9 protein-coding genes are annotated in these 17,431 nt (G+C 42.1%); 6 read left to right on the top strand and 3 right to left on the bottom strand.

The window, feature by feature from the left end:
- Positions 1 to 8: 8 nt before the first annotated feature.
- Together LQ201_RS02390 and LQ201_RS02385 are read right to left on the bottom strand one after the other, a co-directional pair.
- Positions 9 to 605, bottom strand: a complete 597-nt coding sequence (locus LQ201_RS02390; protein ID WP_230143782.1) for a sugar O-acetyltransferase — start codon at positions 603 to 605, stop codon at positions 9 to 11.
- Between the two features lie 85 nt (positions 606 to 690).
- Positions 691 to 1,569 (bottom strand): AraC family transcriptional regulator, encoded by an 879-nt coding sequence (locus tag LQ201_RS02385; RefSeq protein ID WP_230143783.1) that lies wholly within the window; start codon positions 1,567 to 1,569, stop codon positions 691 to 693.
- An 854-nt stretch (positions 1,570 to 2,423) separates the two neighbouring features.
- Between LQ201_RS02385 and LQ201_RS02380 the strand changes: the two genes are divergently transcribed.
- Genes LQ201_RS02380 through LQ201_RS02370 form a run of 3 tightly spaced genes read left to right on the top strand, consistent with a single transcriptional unit; the run spans position 2,424 to position 8,741 of the window.
- On the top strand, positions 2,424 to 5,819 hold the full coding sequence (locus tag LQ201_RS02380; protein WP_230143785.1) for a TonB-dependent receptor: 3,396 nt from the start codon (positions 2,424 to 2,426) through the stop codon (positions 5,817 to 5,819).
- Positions 5,820 to 5,828: 9 nt separating this feature from the next.
- Positions 5,829 to 7,319 (top strand): RagB/SusD family nutrient uptake outer membrane protein, encoded by a 1,491-nt coding sequence (locus LQ201_RS02375; protein ID WP_230143787.1) that lies wholly within the window; start codon positions 5,829 to 5,831, stop codon positions 7,317 to 7,319.
- A gap of 6 nt (positions 7,320 to 7,325) precedes the next feature.
- Positions 7,326 to 8,741 (top strand): arylsulfatase, encoded by a 1,416-nt coding sequence (locus LQ201_RS02370; RefSeq protein WP_230146590.1) that lies wholly within the window; start codon positions 7,326 to 7,328, stop codon positions 8,739 to 8,741.
- A gap of 203 nt (positions 8,742 to 8,944) precedes the next feature.
- Here LQ201_RS02370 and LQ201_RS02365 read toward each other — a convergent pair whose 3' ends face one another.
- Positions 8,945 to 11,719, bottom strand: a complete 2,775-nt coding sequence (locus LQ201_RS02365) for a substrate-binding domain-containing protein (RefSeq protein ID WP_230143791.1) — start codon at positions 11,717 to 11,719, stop codon at positions 8,945 to 8,947.
- A 335-nt stretch (positions 11,720 to 12,054) separates the two neighbouring features.
- On the opposite strand from LQ201_RS02365, the gene LQ201_RS02360 reads away from it, so the two are divergent.
- The 3 genes from LQ201_RS02360 to LQ201_RS02350 are packed head-to-tail and all read left to right on the top strand — an operon-like array spanning position 12,055 to position 17,415.
- On the top strand, positions 12,055 to 13,386 hold the full coding sequence (locus LQ201_RS02360) for a sugar porter family MFS transporter (protein ID WP_230143793.1): 1,332 nt from the start codon (positions 12,055 to 12,057) through the stop codon (positions 13,384 to 13,386).
- Positions 13,387 to 13,406: 20 nt separating this feature from the next.
- Entirely contained in the window at positions 13,407 to 14,297 is an 891-nt protein-coding gene (locus LQ201_RS02355) for a carbohydrate kinase (RefSeq protein ID WP_230143794.1), read from the top strand.
- Between the two features lie 37 nt (positions 14,298 to 14,334).
- Complete coding sequence (locus tag LQ201_RS02350) at positions 14,335 to 17,415, top strand: TonB-dependent receptor (protein ID WP_230143796.1); 3,081 nt, start codon at positions 14,335 to 14,337, stop codon at positions 17,413 to 17,415.
- Positions 17,416 to 17,431: the final 16 nt, after the last annotated feature.

The following is a 17,431-nucleotide window of genomic DNA, read 5'->3' as shown; positions in this document are numbered from 1 at the left end:
TAATCATCTTAAGGTTGAATAGTTTTAATGAACTTTGCCGGAATTCCACCCACAACTGTATTGTCAGGAACATCTTTTGAAACTACCGCTCCTGCTGCAATTACAGCATTTTCGCCAATGGTTACACCTGGTAAAATAGTAGCACTGGCGCCAATCCACGCATTTTTTTTGATGTGAATGGGCTTGCCTATCAGTCCGTTTCGCTCCTGAGGATTTAATGGATGATTTTCGGTAATGAGGCTGACTTTCGGGCCAATTAGAACATCATCTTCAATGGTTATTCCGCCCAATGCCAGGAAGGTGCAGTCGAAATTGATGAATACGTTTTTACCAATGTTGATGTGTTTGCCGTAATTGATGTATATCGGCGTGAAGACGGTTACATCCTGAATTTCTTTGTTTAAAATTCTGCTCAGTATTTCTGAGATTTCCTCAGGATTTGAGGAATTATTCATCTGAATAAGCAATTCTTTCACAGCGAATGCTTCTTCCCTCAATCTGCCTATTTGAGGATCGGTGGGAAGTATGGTTTCACTAGCCAAAAGCCGCTCAAAAATATCTTTTTGAGATGGCAAAAAACTAGGAATATGGTTTGCATCTGACATCGTATTTGGATTTGATTACCAAGTACAAAGTTAGCCCCGCCCTTAGGCAAGATAGTAACGATTATCAAACCAATGATTAAGAAAATCAAACTTCTGCTAAACGAAATGCAGTAGGATTGGTTCCAGTAACTTTTTTGAAGAAATTGTTGAAGTAGGTGGGATAGTCGAATCCTAACGCGTAGGCGATTTCTGAAATGCTCCAGTCGGTGTGTTGCAAAAGTGCTTTTGCTTCTGTGAGAATTCGCTCGGTAATATGGGTAGTTGTTGATCTTCCGGTTACTTCTTTTACTGCACGATTAAGGTAATTGATATGTACATTCAGATGCTGTGCATACTGTTGTGCAGTTCTCAGCTGAAGCGAATTTGCAGTAGTTTCAATCGGAAATTGTCTTTCCAGCAACTCCAGAAAAACGGAAGTTAATCTTGAGGAGGCATTTTTGTTTTTCTCGGAACCTTCCGAAGGTTCCATCTTTAGCGATTCGTGGATAATCAGGCTGATGTAATTGCGAATCAACTCATCTTTAAATACATAATCACTTTCTTGTTCAGTAATCATTTTCTGAAAAATGGTATTGAGGAATGTTCGTTGCGCTTCGGTTATTTTCAAAACCGGTGTTCCGCCGATTTTAAAAAAAGAAGATTGTTGCAGGCTTTCAGACCGTTCGGAATTTTTAAAGAATTCTTCCGAAAAAAGAATGGTATAGCCTACATAAGTTGTAGAAATCGTTTCCCAGGAGTAAGGGATATGCGGATTTCCAAAAAAGAGAATCGTTCCTTCCTGCTCGTAAGTTTTATCTGAATAGTGAATCCTGCTTTTTCCAGTCGTTAAGCAAATTTTATAGAACTCCTTTCGGCTATAGGTACGGGTATCAGTAGTGTCTTCTTCTATTTGAAATGCTTTAAAACCTTGCAGTTTCAGCTCATTGTTAAACTTTGAAATTGCTCTTGTTACCTTCTCTTTCATTTAACAAAATTAAGAAATTCAAATATATCTGTCGGAGTTTGCCGTTTATTTTTTATAAAGCCATATAAATGTATTAGCGATAATTTACGCTTATTAGTAAAGAGGCCATCGGGTTATGGCAGTTACAGCACTTTAATTTGGATTGTTGAACAATTAGCTGAAAAAGCAAGTGCTTATATACAACAACAGCTAGTTTTATGAATAGAATAATTTTTGCGCGTATAAATTGTTATGCCATCGTTGCCGGAAGTTGAAAAATTATCAAAGTCGTAAAATTTGTTAAATGTTTGTAGGGGATGTTAAGATAATATAATTTTGTCTACTAGTACTATAGATTTAATATATTATGATATCCAAAACAGTTACTTATCCCCTTATTCTGATCTCTGATACATCCTACAATAACTTTGGTTGCTGTTGTTGAACCTCTAGTTTTAGTCTTTTCCGAGTTTTTATTTTTTTTAATGACCATGTGGAAGGGAAATAATCAAACCTAAGTAGATCCGCTAAAGTTATGACCTCTGTATAATCTTAACATAATATGGCATTAAATAAAGAAGTGGCTAACTGGAATTGGAAGCGAAAATGTTCAATGGATAATCTAAAATCAATTATAAAACACAATACCCAAAGGTATAGAAAGGAGTTTGCAAAATAAGATAGTTACTGAATATAAATAAGGGGAAATGCAGAAATGCATTCTCCCCAGATTTCGACCATTGCCGGAGATCAATTGGCGTTGCATCCGGTCAGTTTATTCAATGATCATGTCAAAATTATGAATTCTGCACGGGAATTTTTCATATTCCCAAAGCTTGTTGCAGTTTCATGATTGGCATAAAACAATATAAATTATGAAAATAAGCGGAAAGTCCTGGAAGGACTCGCATAGTACATCTTTGTCAAAAATACTTTTATTACTCTGCCTGACAGGAATTCTTCTGATTTCCTCCGTTCTGCAGGCCAGGGCAAAAAGACGCGGCGAAGGAGAAAATATTAACCCCCTCTCTCATTCAAAGGTAGCCCTTGTGGCAAATTTGACAGCATATAATATTCCTAGTGGTTCTTTTAAGATTTCAAATAGTGAAGGTCTACGCTTGCGGACTGTTACAATTAAAGGAAAAGTAACCGATGAAAAGAACCTTCCTCTACCTGGCGTTAGTGTTAGGATTAAAGGAACTGCTCAGGTGGTATCAACCAATCCAGACGGCGAATTTCAATTGGTTACCGAGCTAAATCAGCCTACTTTGGTTTTTAGCTATGTAGGTTATAAAACACAGGAAGTGGTTTACAAAGGCCAGCCGCTCTCTATAAAACTTGATCCTGATCAAAGTAAGCTCGAAGAAGTACTTGTGGTAGGGTACGGTACGCAAAGAAAAAGTGATGTATTAGGCTCAGTAGCCACTTTTAATGCAAAAGCAGTAGAAGAAAAGCCGATATCAAGAGTTGAGCAGGCGCTTATCGGCCAGATGGCCGGCGTTCAGGTAAGGCAGCAAAGTAGCACGCCAGGAGCTGGTTTAAGTATCCAGGTACGTGGGGCTGGCTCAATAACGGCAGGTAATGAACCTCTTTACGTATTGGATGGCTTTCCTTTGGATGTAGCCAGTCAGAATGCCTCCGGAGGTATTTCAAACAGTCCACTAGATAACCTTAATCCAAACGATATCGAGAGTGTTCAGGTATTAAAAGATGCCGCTGCGGGCGCCATTTACGGTTCGCGTGCGGCAAATGGGGTAGTAATTATCACAACCAAAAAAGGTGTTGCGGGCAAACCAAGAATTAGCGTGAATGCGAATGCAGGTGTTAGTTCGGTAGCCAGAAAAATCGATATGCTGAGTGCTGATGAGTGGGTTGCCCAGGCAGCAGAACTGGCCAACACTGCATGGGTAGCCTCAGGTACAGGTAGAACGGCTGCCCAAACCAATGCTGAAAGAGCCGCTATTTTAGGCCTTGCTCCAGGTACCATTAACACCTCTTTTATGACCGATCCGAGATGGGCACAACCTGGCCACCCCGGACTTGATTATGTAGATTGGCAGGATGCTATCTTTACCAATGCACCTTATCAGAATTATGAGGTTTCAGCAAGCGGAGGGGCAGAAAATGTAACCTACTTTATTTCAGGTAACATACTTAACCAAAACGGAACTTTGATTAATTCCAATTTTAAAAACTATGGTTTAAGGGCCAATGTGGAGGCCAATGCGAGTAAGAAGCTTAAATTCGGAATCAACCTTGCGCCATCTTATTCTGTTAATAATGCACCTCCGGGGGAGGGTAAGGATAACCAGCTCATGAACGCTTTACAGATGGTGCCGGTAGTTGAAAGTTCAGCAGGCTTAAATTCTGGCGCTTACGGAAACAGTACCTATACCTGGGCGAGCCCAAGGTTAATTAGTCCGTATGCCTATTTGGAAACCGCAATAAACAAGGTAAAAACTTCAAGATTATTGGCTTCTATATATGCAGATTATCAAATAATTAAAGGCCTTTCAGTAAGGTCGAGTGTAAATTATGATAACGTTGATCGAAATACTTCAAAATATACATCCGATCAGGTAACCGTTGGTGCAGCATCGGCCTTGTTAACTAATCCAGGTCTTTACTCAACCGGCTCTTATGCGGTAACCAAGAAACAAAACTTTCTTAACGAAAATACCCTTAATTACACTACAACAATTGCTGGTGTCCACAAGATTTCTGCCATTGCGGGAGTGTCATACAACATAGTACATACCGAAGGGGTAAGCCTTGCAACGGCCGGAGGTTTTGCCAACGATATCATCAAAACCTTAAGTAACGCCATTGCCAACGCTGCAGGGGTAACCACTACAGGAACTTCAACTGCAGCTAATAACACCTTATTCTCTTATTACAGCAGATTACAGTATGCTTTTAAGGATAGATACCTTTTGTCTGGTACCATCAGAAGAGATGCCTCTTCTAAATTTGGATCTGAAAACCGCTGGGGAACCTTTCCTTCGGTATCTGCCGGATGGAAAGTTTCAGAAGAGTCTTTTCTTAGAGATGTTAAGGCCATTAGTGAGTTAAAACTAAGATTAAGCTGGGGTAAATCGGGCAACAATAATATTGGCGACTATAACGCCATAAGCACCCTGGTAAATTCGAATTACGTATTTGGTGGCAATTCACCAACAACTGCTACAGGGCAGGTGGTTTCTGGCCTTGCCAACAAAGCGCTGAAATGGGAAACATCCAACACCTATGATCTTGGTTTAGACCTCAGTCTTTTGGCCAACAGAATCAATTTCAACTTCGATGCCTATCATAAAAAGAATAGCGATCTTTTGTTAAACCTGCCGGTACTATCTGCAAGTGGTTTCAGTACAAGTTTACAAAATATAGGTGCCGTGGTGAACAAAGGACTGGAGTTCGGACTGAATACGGTAAACGTTAAAACAGCCAATTTCACCTGGACAATGAGTGCCAATATTGCCTTTAACAAAAATATCATAACCGATCTTGGCCCAACACATGCCGATATCGAAATTGCTTCTGCTTATAGCGGTAGCAATGCACCATATCTGCTGAGGGAAGGACTCCCTGCTTTTAGCTATTACATCACTAAAACCGATGGAATTTTAACGGCTGCTGATATTGCCAATCCGGCTGTGGCAAAAGTATCCGGACAGAAAGTTGGCGATGCGAAATACGTCGATACCAATGGCGATGGAAAAATCAGTGCAGCCGACAGGGTAGTTGGCGGACAGCCTTCTCCCAAATATACCTGGGGTTGGACGAACAATTTTAAATATGGGAATTTTGATCTTGGTATACAGCTGTATGGCCAGCGTGGAGGTTCGATACTTTCTTATCTGGGCCGTGCAATCGACTTTTCTGGAAGTACAACTGCAAATGTTCTTGGGGTATGGAGAGACCGCTGGACTGCAGCAGATCCCAATCCGGATGCACCAAGGGGTAAACTGGGCGCAACTTATACTTACCCAAATGTTACCTCTGATTGGGTTTACTCCAGCGATTTCTTTCGGGTGCAGAACATTACTTTGGGCTATAACCTGAAGGGATTGATCAAAGCCCCTGGTATTTCTTCGGCACGAATATTCGTAGCACTCGAAAACTATTTCTCTCATGATAAATATAAAGGGGGAGCGAATCCAGAAGCGCAGAATACGAACGTAAGTGGAGATGCCAGCTATGCAATATCAGGCGATTACGGTTCGGCACCATTAAGTAAAACAGCTTCAATTGGAATAAACATTGGCTTTTAACAGAATTAGATGAAAACGAAAATATACTTAACCCTGTTCTCCGCAATACTGCTGTTTGGCAGTTGCGAAAAACAATTAAATCAAACACCAGAGTCGAGTTTGGCTACAGCGAATTTTTTTACCAATAATAACGACTTTCTTCAGGCTGTAAATGGGGTGTATTCCCAGTTGAGCAATTATCCCAGTCAGGCATTATGGCTTGGTGAAATGCGTAGCGACAACTTAAATGCGACTTCGGATGGTAACCGTGATTGGGACGGGATCAATAATTTTACGCCGAGTATTACCACAACAGGATTTATCACTACTGCCTGGAAAGCCAATTTCAATGGTATTTACAATGCGAATACTGTTCTGGCAGCATTAGAAACCAATGGAAGTGTGCTTACTGCCGCAAATGCGACAAGGTATGCTGCAGAAGTCCGTTTCTTAAGGGCATTTTATTATTTTTCCCTGGTGCGGACTTTTGGCCAGGTGCCATTAATATCTACGGTAAAGAGCGCTGCGGAAGTCGCAAGCATTCCACGTAGTCCGGTAGCTGATGTTTATGCACTGATCGAATCCGATCTGCAGTATGCAGCAGCCAATCTGCCTACAGCTTTTACCGGAATTGATCTTGGAAGACCAACTTCCTATGCTGCAAAAGGGTTGCTGGGATTGGTTTATCTCACCAAATCGGGCCCAACATATGGTATAAACGGACCTGGCCTTAACAGCAATGAATATGATAAGGCTGCCGCTTTGTTCGATGCGGTGCTTACCGGGAGTCCCTATAGTTTTGCCTCCAATTATGCATCGATATTTTCTTACAACAACGAAAATAATAGTGAAGTGGTGTTTGATGTACAGTTTGCTTCGAGTTTAAACGGAGCAGGTTTTCCTTCCCATTTGGTGCCTGTAGCTTATTGGACCAGTAATGGGATTTCCAATAGTTTTGGAAATGGTTATGGAGCCAGTACTTTTCCGGTTTCTAAAAGTTTAGTGAGTTCTTACACCACCAATACGGTAAGCGGCACCGATGTGCGATATCCTTTCAATGTAGCGACTACCTATACGGCTGGTCCTTTTATCAAAAAATACATCGATGTGGCCAAAAAAGGCCTGTCGGGTAAAGATTGGCCGATTAATTTTATCGTACTGCGTTATACCGATATATTGCTCATGAAAGCCGAATGTATCCTTCATGGTGCAGCAGGCGCTCAAAGTGATGTAGACGTGGCTGTGAACAGGGTGAGGACCAGGGCTGGCATAGGTACATTATCGAATGTAAATATTCAGACCTTAATGCAGGAGCGGCAAAGGGAGTTTTTAGGCGAAGGGCTCCGCTGGAACGACCTTGTGCGCGAAGGCCTGGCCGTCTCGCAGATGAATGCCTGGAGAGTAGCCGATGCGATCACGAAAATTAATGAAATTGTGCCGAACTATGTCATTTATCCGGTGCCTGCGGCAGAAATTCAAACTGCACCCGGTCTTTATACTCAAAATCCGGGCTATAACTAGTATATTATGCGAAGAATAAGATTTCAATTCAATAAAATGATCAAAAGAAGTTTAATCATCATCGGTTTTTCGCTCCTTTATAGCGGTGTTATATTTGCCCAGCGAAAAGCTGGGCAAAAGCCCAATATTGTTTTTATTTTGGCCGATGACCTGGGTTATGGAGATGTTGGTGTTTACGGGCAAAAACAGATCCTCACGCCCAACATCGATAAGCTGGCCAATGAAGGAACACGCTTTACCGATTTTTATGCCGGTGCACCAGTATGTTCGCCATCACGGGGATCCATCCTTACAGGCCTCAACACGGGGCATGCTACAATTAGGGGCAATGCAACCGAACAAGGAGGGCTTGCAGGGAAAAAAGGGAAAAATGTAGTGTACCGGGCCAATCTTACCAAGGACGATTATACTATAGGAAACCTGATGCAGGATGCTGGTTATCATACTTCGCTGGTTGGAAAATGGCATGTGGATGGATATGATTCGCTCGCTACACCTTTACAAAGGGGCTTCGATAAATTTTCGGGATGGCTGATCAATATTCCCTCAACTTACGCAAGCACCTATTGGCCTGATCACCGTTATATTAATGGAAAACTCGTAACAGTTGAACCTAATACGAATGCAAAAAAGGGCTATTATGAAACCAATATCTGTACAGACGAAGCACTGGCTTATCTGGAAACCCAAAAAGATAACAAAAAGCCTTTCTTTTTAATGTTGAACTTTAATAATCCGCATTCACCGCTGGATGTTCCTGATCAAGCCGTCTACAAGAATAAAAACTGGCCTGAAGATATGAAGACGTATGCGGCCATGGTGTACTATTTAGACCAGTCGGTAGGTAAAATAAAAGATTACCTGATCAAAAGTGGCCTGTCTGAGAATACGATTGTGTTTTTTGCATCAGATAACGGCCCAAGGTCGGAGCCGACCAGTCAGCTTAAAGCGGTATCTGAATTCTTTGATTCGAACGGTAAACTTAAAGGATACAAAAGGGATATGTATGATGGAGGGATCAGAATTCCATTTATCGCATGGGCGCCCTTTATTAAAAATGCGCCGAAAACAAGTGAGGTACCAGGGTATTTCCCTGATATTATGCCAACTTTTGGAGAGATTGCCGGTAAAACTACTGGATTCCGTACAGACGGCACTAGTATATACCCGGTTATTAAGGGCGGCAAGGTTAAAACCGACCGCTTTCTATATTGGGAATTTTTCGAATTGGGCTTTGAGCAGGGGGTGCGTTATGGTCGGTGGAAAGGGGTGAAAAGACACCATAAACTCGAACTTTACGACCTTAAAACGGATATTGGCGAAACCAATGATGTGGCTGCTGCCCATCCTGATATTGTAAAGAAAATTGAGGAGTATCTTTTAACCGCCAGAACAGATTCGCCGTATTGGACGGTAAAATGAAGGCAGTATTTTCAGTTTATGTTCGATCTGGAACTAACGGTTTATCTGAGCGTAGTTGATTGCTTTTAATATATCGAAAAACGGGTCTTCGACTACGCTCTCCACAGGAGTCCTTTGGACAGACTGACATACTAGTAATTTATAATAAAATTTAAACAGGCGCTAAGTCTGAAGGTGAAATCGAACCCGTTTTTCTAGTTTGGCTATTGAGTTGGGGATTGGTTTCTCTTAAACTCACTTGGCCTCATGCCATATTTCGATTTAAATACCGTCGAAAAGTAATTTGGTGAGGAGAATCCGACCATATAGGTGATTTCTGCAATTGTGTACCTTTCATTGATCAATAAAAATTTTGCCTTTTTTAACCTTCTGTTTATGATATAGTCGGTTACACTGCAATCCAGTAAGGCCTTTACTTTTCTGTATAACTGCACCCTTGAAACCCCCAGGGCTTTACTAATCTCCTCTACACTGAAGTTTTCATTGCTTAGGTTCTGCTCTACGAGACCTGAAAAATCATTTACAAATTTTTTATCCAGGCTTTTTGAAATAGGTTGCCTGTTTCCAGAACTGATGTCGCTTGTGTAATGAGACTTTAGCAAGAGTCTGTTTTTCATCAGGTTCCGTACAGTAGCCAGTAAATACTCATAATTGAAAGGTTTAACGATATAGGCATCTGCCATGCTTTCGAAGCCATTGATCTGCTGTTCTACACTGCCCTGAGCGGTGAGCAGGATGATGGGGATATGGGATGTACGAATGTCGGATTTGAGCTTCTCTGTAATTTTCTTCCCTGAAAGATCTGGCAATACCACATCGCAGATGATCAGATCTGGCACCTGCTCGTAGGCAGAAGTGATTCCGCTCTCTCCGGTATTTGCAATAAATACCTCGTATTCCTCATCAAGTTTCTCAGCCAGATAATGCAGAAGGTCTGCATTGTCTTCTATTATCAATACCGACCGTTCTTTTAGTTCACGCAACAAATCATGGTTCTTTTCTCTCTTGAGATGCTCTAGTTCGCTCGTATAGATTTTTGCATTTTCATAAAGCTCTTCTCTTTCAGCCTGTTGGGTGTGCTTCTCTTCTTCCCGAAGGTGTGCTGACCCAAGGGGTAGGGTAACAGTAAAGATAGTACCCTGCCATTTCCGGCTTTCTACGGTTAGGTCACCATGTAAAAGATTCATCAGTTCCTTCGAAAGGGAAAGGCCCAATCCAGACCCTTTTCTTGCATTCGAGTCTGCCTGATAAAAATGTTCAAATATATGGAGGATTTCTTCCCGATCCATTCCAGGTCCATTGTCTTCCACTTTAATAGAGATATGAGCATCGTCTTTACTCACTGTAATGTGAACTGTTCCATTGGCTGGCGTAAATTTTAGTGCGTTAGATATCAGGTTGAAGATTACCTTGTCGAACATGTTCACGTCAAACCATACTGTTATATCCGATTCTTTAGTGAAGAGTCTGAGGTCTATGTTCTGTTTTTTTGCAGCGAGCTGAAAGGTCTCAATGATGTCTGCAATGAAATCTATAATATTGTTCGATGTCGATCTTATGCGCATCTTACCATACTCAATTTTCCTGTACTCAATGAGCTGGTTGATCAGGCGCAGCAGGCGAAAAACATTTTTATTGATCAGTTTTAGGTTTTTTCCTGCAAGGGCGTTGATTTTTTCGTTATTAAGCAGATCTTCCAGGGGAGAGAGTATCAGGGTAAGAGGGGTGCGGAATTCATGAGATATATTGGTGAAGAAGTTCAGTTTGGCCTCCGTCGCCTCTTTAGCCTTTTCAGACATCTCAATAAGCTTATTACGCTGGTTAAGGATTTCCAGGTTATTCGCCTCCAGGTTTTTGTTGATTTTCCTGTTTTCAAGTAGGGAGAAAAAAGCCAGTCCCCCGAAAACCACAGAGAGCACCAGGGTGACCACGGTAATATTTAATGTAAGCTGTTGGTTGTCAAACAAAGAACGTTGTTCAGCCAAGAGTGATTGCTGCCGTTCGATATCTCTCTGCTGGCTGCTAAATTTGCTCCACTGCAGTTTCATGAGCTGAACATTCGACGAATCTATCACCACAGACTGAAGGATATTTTCTTTGAGGATGGATTCTTTTCCAAGGATACGGAATGCTGTGGAAATCGCCTCTTTGCCTCCCGTTGGATAAAGCATGCTGGCATCTATCACTTTGCCATCAATCATCTGGAGGCCGCCTCCTTGTCCAGGTAGTGCATCTATTCCAATAATGGTCACCTTCTTTTTTATTCCGAGTTTATCCAACGCTTCCCTGGCTGCTGAAGCCATCTGGTCATTGTGCGCAAAAATTAGATCTGTGCTACGCAATGCCTCCTTCATTTTCAGCAGTTCATCAATAGCGTGCGATTTTAACCAATCGCCATAGATCTGATTCGAAATCCTAATATTAGCAGATTTTTGGAGCCCTTCGGCAAATCCTCTCTGGCGCTCTATTGTGGGAGAGGAGCCGGGAAGTCCCATGATTTCCAGAATATTTCCTTTCCCTTTAAGCAGACCGGATACATACTGTCCGGCCATCTTGCCAATCTGATAATTGTCTGCACCAACATAAGCAGTATAAGCCGAAGATGATGTTTTCCTATCGATAATAACCACAGGGATACCACTATTATAAGCCTGTTCAACGATTGGAGTGAGCGGCCGGGCCTCGTTAGGGGATATAATCAACAGGTCGATATTCATTTTTAATAGTTCCCCGACTTGTGAGATTTGTTTGCTATTGCTGTTGTTTGCATCTCTATATACCAATGTAGCACCAGGATGCAGCGAAAGCTCCATTTTCATCTCTTCCAGCATGGTTTTCCGCCACAGATCTGAGCCAACGCATTGTGAAAAGCCTATAACGTATTTTGCTTCCTTTTTCTTGTCGCTACAGCCACAAAGAATAGCTGTTAGGGTGACCAGTATAAGTATCCTATGAAGGAAGTGAAGTCTTGCGGTCATATCTATCATTTTAATAAGGGCAGTGCCTGGCACCGGTTGTATCTGGTTAGGATCCTGTTTGTAAGAAATAATGCTAAAGATAATCAAATTTGAAACTTTAAGGAATTGGCGCTCGGCTGCGAGTGGGAGGATGAAAGGTACAGATGCATCAAAACCTTACTATTGATGTTTCAAAAGTGTAACCTCATTGGCTCAGGTAAAAATAATAAATTTTAATTATCTGTTAATCAGTTATTTAGGTAATGTGTCAAGATTGTATTTTTTTGGAACAGATTTGTTATCCTCCCTTCCTGTTTTTGACCAACTTGCAATCCTCAACCAATAAATAAACCCTTATGAAAAAACATTCCGTCCTGGCTTGGTCCATGGTCGTAGCCCTAGGCGGCTTTCTGTTTGGATTCGATACAGCCGTTATATCAGGTGCTGAAAAATCCATTCAACAGTTTTGGAACCTCTCAGCATTTTCGCATGGACTTACCATATCTATTGCACTTATCGGTACGGTAATCGGCTCTCTGGTAGGATCCCGCCCCTCTGATTATTTCGGAAGAAAAAATACACTTTATTTCGTCGCTGCGGCATACTTACTTTCCTCACTTGGTACCGCACTGGCAGATAATTGGTATATCTTTTTAGCATTCCGCTTTTTAGGTGGTTTAGGTGTGGGGATATCTTCCGTTACTGCACCCATTTATATTTCAGAGGTGTCTCCGGCACATAGAAGGGGCCGGCTTGTTGGGCTTTTCCAGTTCAATGTTGTACTGGGAATATTGATCTCCTATCTTTCAAACTATTTGCTAAGCCAGGGAGGAGAGGCATCCTGGAGATGGATGCTTGGTGTTCAGGCATTTCCATCTATAATATTCCTTGTGCTAATCTACTTTATTCCTGAAAGTCCAAGATGGCTTATACTTAAGCGTGGTGCATACGATAAAGCATTGGAAATCCTACGCATTATAAATCCGTTAAACTGTGATGAAGAGCTTGCCGCTATACAGAAATCCGGAAAGGATATGCAGCGGGATAAATCTTCAGATGGACTTTTTTCAGGAAAGTACAACAAGCCTATAATCCTGGCCGTGCTGTTTGCTTTCTTCAATCAGGTATCTGGCATAAATGCCATTATCTATTATGCACCAAGAATTTTTGAAATGGCAGGGCTTGGTGCGCATTCTTCACTTTTATCAACTGTTGGTATCGGAATGGTCAATTTTATATTTACGCTTCTTGCGATCAATATTATAGATAAAGTTGGTAGAAAAACACTGATGCTGATCGGCTCTTTCGGATTGATTATTTCTCTTGGGCTTGTAGCAGTTGCATTTCTTAGCGGTTCGTCCGGCGGGTTTGAGATCCCGATTTATGTAATGCTCTTTATTGCTTTTTTTGCTTTTTCGCAAGGGGCGGTTATCTGGGTATTCATTTCAGAGATTTTCCCAAATCAGGTCAGGGCAAAGGGGCAAACACTCGGAAGTTCTACCCATTGGGTAATGGCAGCACTGATTGCATTCTGCTTTCCCTATCTGGCAGAGTCATTTGGAGGTGCAAACATATTTTTCTTTTTCTGTGCCATGATGGTATTGCAGCTGGTGTTCGTTTGGAAGATGATGCCTGAGACAAAGGGGAAATCTCTGGAGCAGATAGAGACCGGAATTGTAATGCACTAAATAAAAAGAAAGACAAGAATATGATCACACCTGCTATATGCTTTGGCGAAATATTATGGGATGTGCTGCCTGATGGGCGCATGCCAGGTGGTGCACCGCTAAATGTTGCCTATCACCTCAATAAGCTTGGCCTGTCCAGTAGTATCATCAGTAGAATCGGAGATGATGAAAACGGAGTGAAACTGGAACGTTTGCTTGATGGTTGGCAAATTAATAAAAGCCTCCTTCAACGCGATACGATCCATCCTACCAGTGAAGTAATTGCCCGCGTGGGCAGCAAAAATGAGGTTTCTTATGAAATCGTGTTTCCCGTGGCATGGGATTTTATAGATCATCAGTCCATTATCGATAGCGCACTGATATCATCCACATATTTTGTATACGGAAGCCTGGCCTCCAGAAATACGCTTTCCAGAGAAACGCTGTTCAAATTCCTGGAAAGCGATGCGATAAAGGTGTTTGACATCAATCTTCGCCCTCCTTTTTTTGATAAGAGCCTATTGGCAAATCTGATGGAACGGGCAGATATCATAAAATTTAACGAGTCGGAGCTACACATGGCCCAGATTCTTTTCGGGGGAAGGTTCATAAATGAGAGAGAGCAGGTCCGTTTTATACAGGAACGCTTCAGTGTTCCAGAGGTAATCGTAACCAAAGGCGAATTTGGAGCTTCCTATTATAAAATGGATCAATCCTTCCATGCCTGGGGATCTGAGGTGAAGGTTAACGATACCATCGGGAGTGGAGATTCATTTCTGGCAGCCTTCATTGCCAATCATCAATTGGGGCTGGCACCAAAAACCATTATAAAAAATGCGATCGGAATGGGTGCTTTTATCGCTACCAAAAAGGGGGGCTGTCCGGAATATGAGATTGAAGAATACAAAAAGTTTATTGACGAAATATTTTAACTGAACATTAATAAATACTAACCAAATCTGAATTTTTATGAGAAAAATTTTCCTTACCTGGCTTTTTGCCTGTATGGTAATGGGCCTGGCATTTGGCCAGACCAGGGTAATCAGTGGCGTTGTCACTGACAATGAGTCCATCCCTCTGGAGGCTGTAACCATAGTGATCGTAGGTACCCAAAAAACGGTAACCACAGATGCTAATGGTAGTTTTAAAATTGAAGCTTCTGCCGGTCAGTCGCTTAGGTTCATTTATATTGGAGCTGAACCATTAACCATTCCCATAACCGCAGAATCAGCCAATCTTAAGGTCAAACTCGACATCGCGATCAATAAGCTCAACGAGGTCGTGGTAACAGGTTATCAGAAGGAACGCAAGAAAGACATTACCGGAGCAGTCAATGTGGTTGATGTTTCAAAGATCAGGGATATCCCTTCTGGTAATGCTGTAAAGTCTCTTCAGGGAAGGGTACCAGGGGTACTGATTACCACCGACGGTTCTCCAACCGGTCAGGCAACAGTAAGAATCCGCGGTATTGGAACCCTGGGCAATAACGACCCGCTTTATGTAATCGATGGCGTGCCAACCAAAAACGGGTTGGAACAGTTAAACCAGAACGACATTGAATCTATTCAGGTGCTTAAAGATGCCTCTTCGGCTACTATTTATGGCTCACGTGCAGCGAATGGGGTAATCATCATCACTACAAAAAAAGCCAAAAAAGGCTATTCAAAGATCGACTTCAATGCCTCTACATCCATTCAGAATTATGCCACCAAACTTAAAACGCTTAATGCCGAGCAAAGAGGCCGTGCCTATTGGCAGGCGGCGGTAAACGATAAAGCCAACCCCAATAATAACCAGATCTATCAGTACGACTGGAACAATAACTTTAACAATCCGGTGCTTAACCGTGTGATCTTTCCGGAGTACATCGATGCGGCAAAGACCATGAAGCCCGCAGATACCTACTGGTTTGATGAGATTGCACAAAATTCGATTATCCAGTCCTATGACGCAGCCCTTTCCAATGGCGGTGAAAAGGGAAACAGTCTTTTTTCGGTGGGTTATTATGATAATAAGGGTATCGTAAAAGAGTCAAGAAGCCGGAAATATACGGCAAGATTCAATTCTGATTACAATTATCTGGACGGTAAGTTAAAGATTGGGGAGAATTTTTCAGCAAGCTACATTAAGAATGCCCAGATCCCGACAAGCGATATCCTTTTTGCCTCGCTCGTACAGCAGCCCATTGTACCGGTATATACCACAAGCGGAGGCTGGGGAGGCCCTGCAGCAGGAATGACCGATAGGCAGAACCCGGTTAGGTTAATAGAGGATAATAAGCAAAACACCTACAATTTCTACAGGTTTTTCGGAAATGCATATGCAGATTACCAGATCATTCCTCGATTGAACTTCAGGACAAATTTTGGTGTAGACTATAACGGTAGCTATCAGCGCCTGTTAAAGAAATCATATGTTTCGGGCTTTTTGGCAGATCCTGCAAACCAGGTGAGCAATTCACAGACCTATCAGGGTAATATCATCTGGCAGAATACCCTTAACTATAAGGTTACCAAGGATAAACATAACCTGGAAATACTCGCCGGACAGGAATACATAAAGAACATCAGTCAGGAATTTTCTGCAAGCAGACAAGGGCTTGCGATAGAAAATATTGATTATGCCTACCTTAATGCAGGTAGCTCAAATACCCTCAACGGGGGAAGTGGGGCAGGAAACAAGCTGTTGTCTTATTTCGGTAAGGTCAACTACAGTTACAACGATCGTTATATCGCCTCTGTAACTTTGAGGAGAGACGGTTCTTCGCGTTTTGGTAAAGATAACCGATACGGTACTTTCCCAGCTTTCTCACTTGGTTGGAGAATGAGTGAAGAAAAGTTTATAAAGGACCTGGGTCTGTTTTCTGATCTGAAGCTTAGGTACGGCTGGGGCCGGTCTGGAAACCAGGAAATCCCCAACAATGCCACGCGCTCGCTATACGCTGCTATTTACGGGATTGACCCGACATGGGATTTTGATAAAGGTACAGCATATGATATCACAGGCGCAGGTACAGGTCAGCTGCCCTCTGGTTTTACCCTTATCCAACAGGGTAACGACAACCTGAAATGGGAGTCTTTAAGAGAGTCGAATTTTGGTTTAGACTTTGGTTTATGGAACAATAAGCTTACCGGTTCTGTTGATTATTTTATTAAGAAAACCTCAGATATCCTAATCAGTCCCGCTTACCTGGCGGTGCTTGGAGATGGGGGGAACAGCTACAGTAATGGGGCTTCGCTTCAGAACAAAGGGCTTGATGCGATTCTTACGTATGAAGATAAGATTGGTGATGATTTTAGCTTCAGCCTGACGGGTAACTTTTCACTCTACAGGAACAAGGTGACCTATCTGCCTAAAGATGTACTGGCTTCCTATCCCGGCAATGGCACCGACAAAAACGTGCTCGGAAGGCCCATAAACTCCTACTTTGGATATGTTGCAGATGGCCTCTTTACTTCACAGGCAGAAGTGGATGCTTATGCCAGTCAGCCTGGAAAAGGATTGGGTAGGATTAAATATAAGGATATAAACAATGATGGAGTGATTAACGATCTGGACCGCGACTTTATAGGCGACAATAGTCCTAAGTTCACTTATGGACTGAATGTTTCCCTTAGTTATAAAAACTTCGATATGAGTTTTTTCCTACAGGCCATCAATGTAGATGTGGTGAACGACTTTAAAACCTATACCGATTTTTCTTCGCTTTGGACAGGTACGAACTGGGGCAGCAGGACGCTTGATGCCTGGAGTCCTTCAAATCCAGGCTCTACCATTCCAGCGCTCACGCTTGTAGACCGCAATAATGAAGGAAGGTTCTCTACTTATTTTATTGAAAACGGATCTTACCTCAAGCTGCGCAACCTGCAGGTTGGTTATAACCTTAAAAAGGCACTGAATATGAAAATACAGAACTTCAGGATATTCGTTCAGGGCAGTAACCTGTTTACCATAAAGAGTAAATCTTTTACCGGTACTGATCCTGAGATTCCCAATTATGGATTTCCTGTGCCAGTTGTTGGTACCCTTGGGGTAAATATTACATTGTAAAATTAGATATATCAAA

Source organism: Pedobacter sp. Bi126 (assembly GCF_918698245.1).
Lineage (GTDB): Bacteria > Bacteroidota > Bacteroidia > Sphingobacteriales > Sphingobacteriaceae > Pedobacter.
Note: the sequence above shows the minus strand (reverse complement) of the source record. Positions and strands in the feature narration are given on the sequence as shown.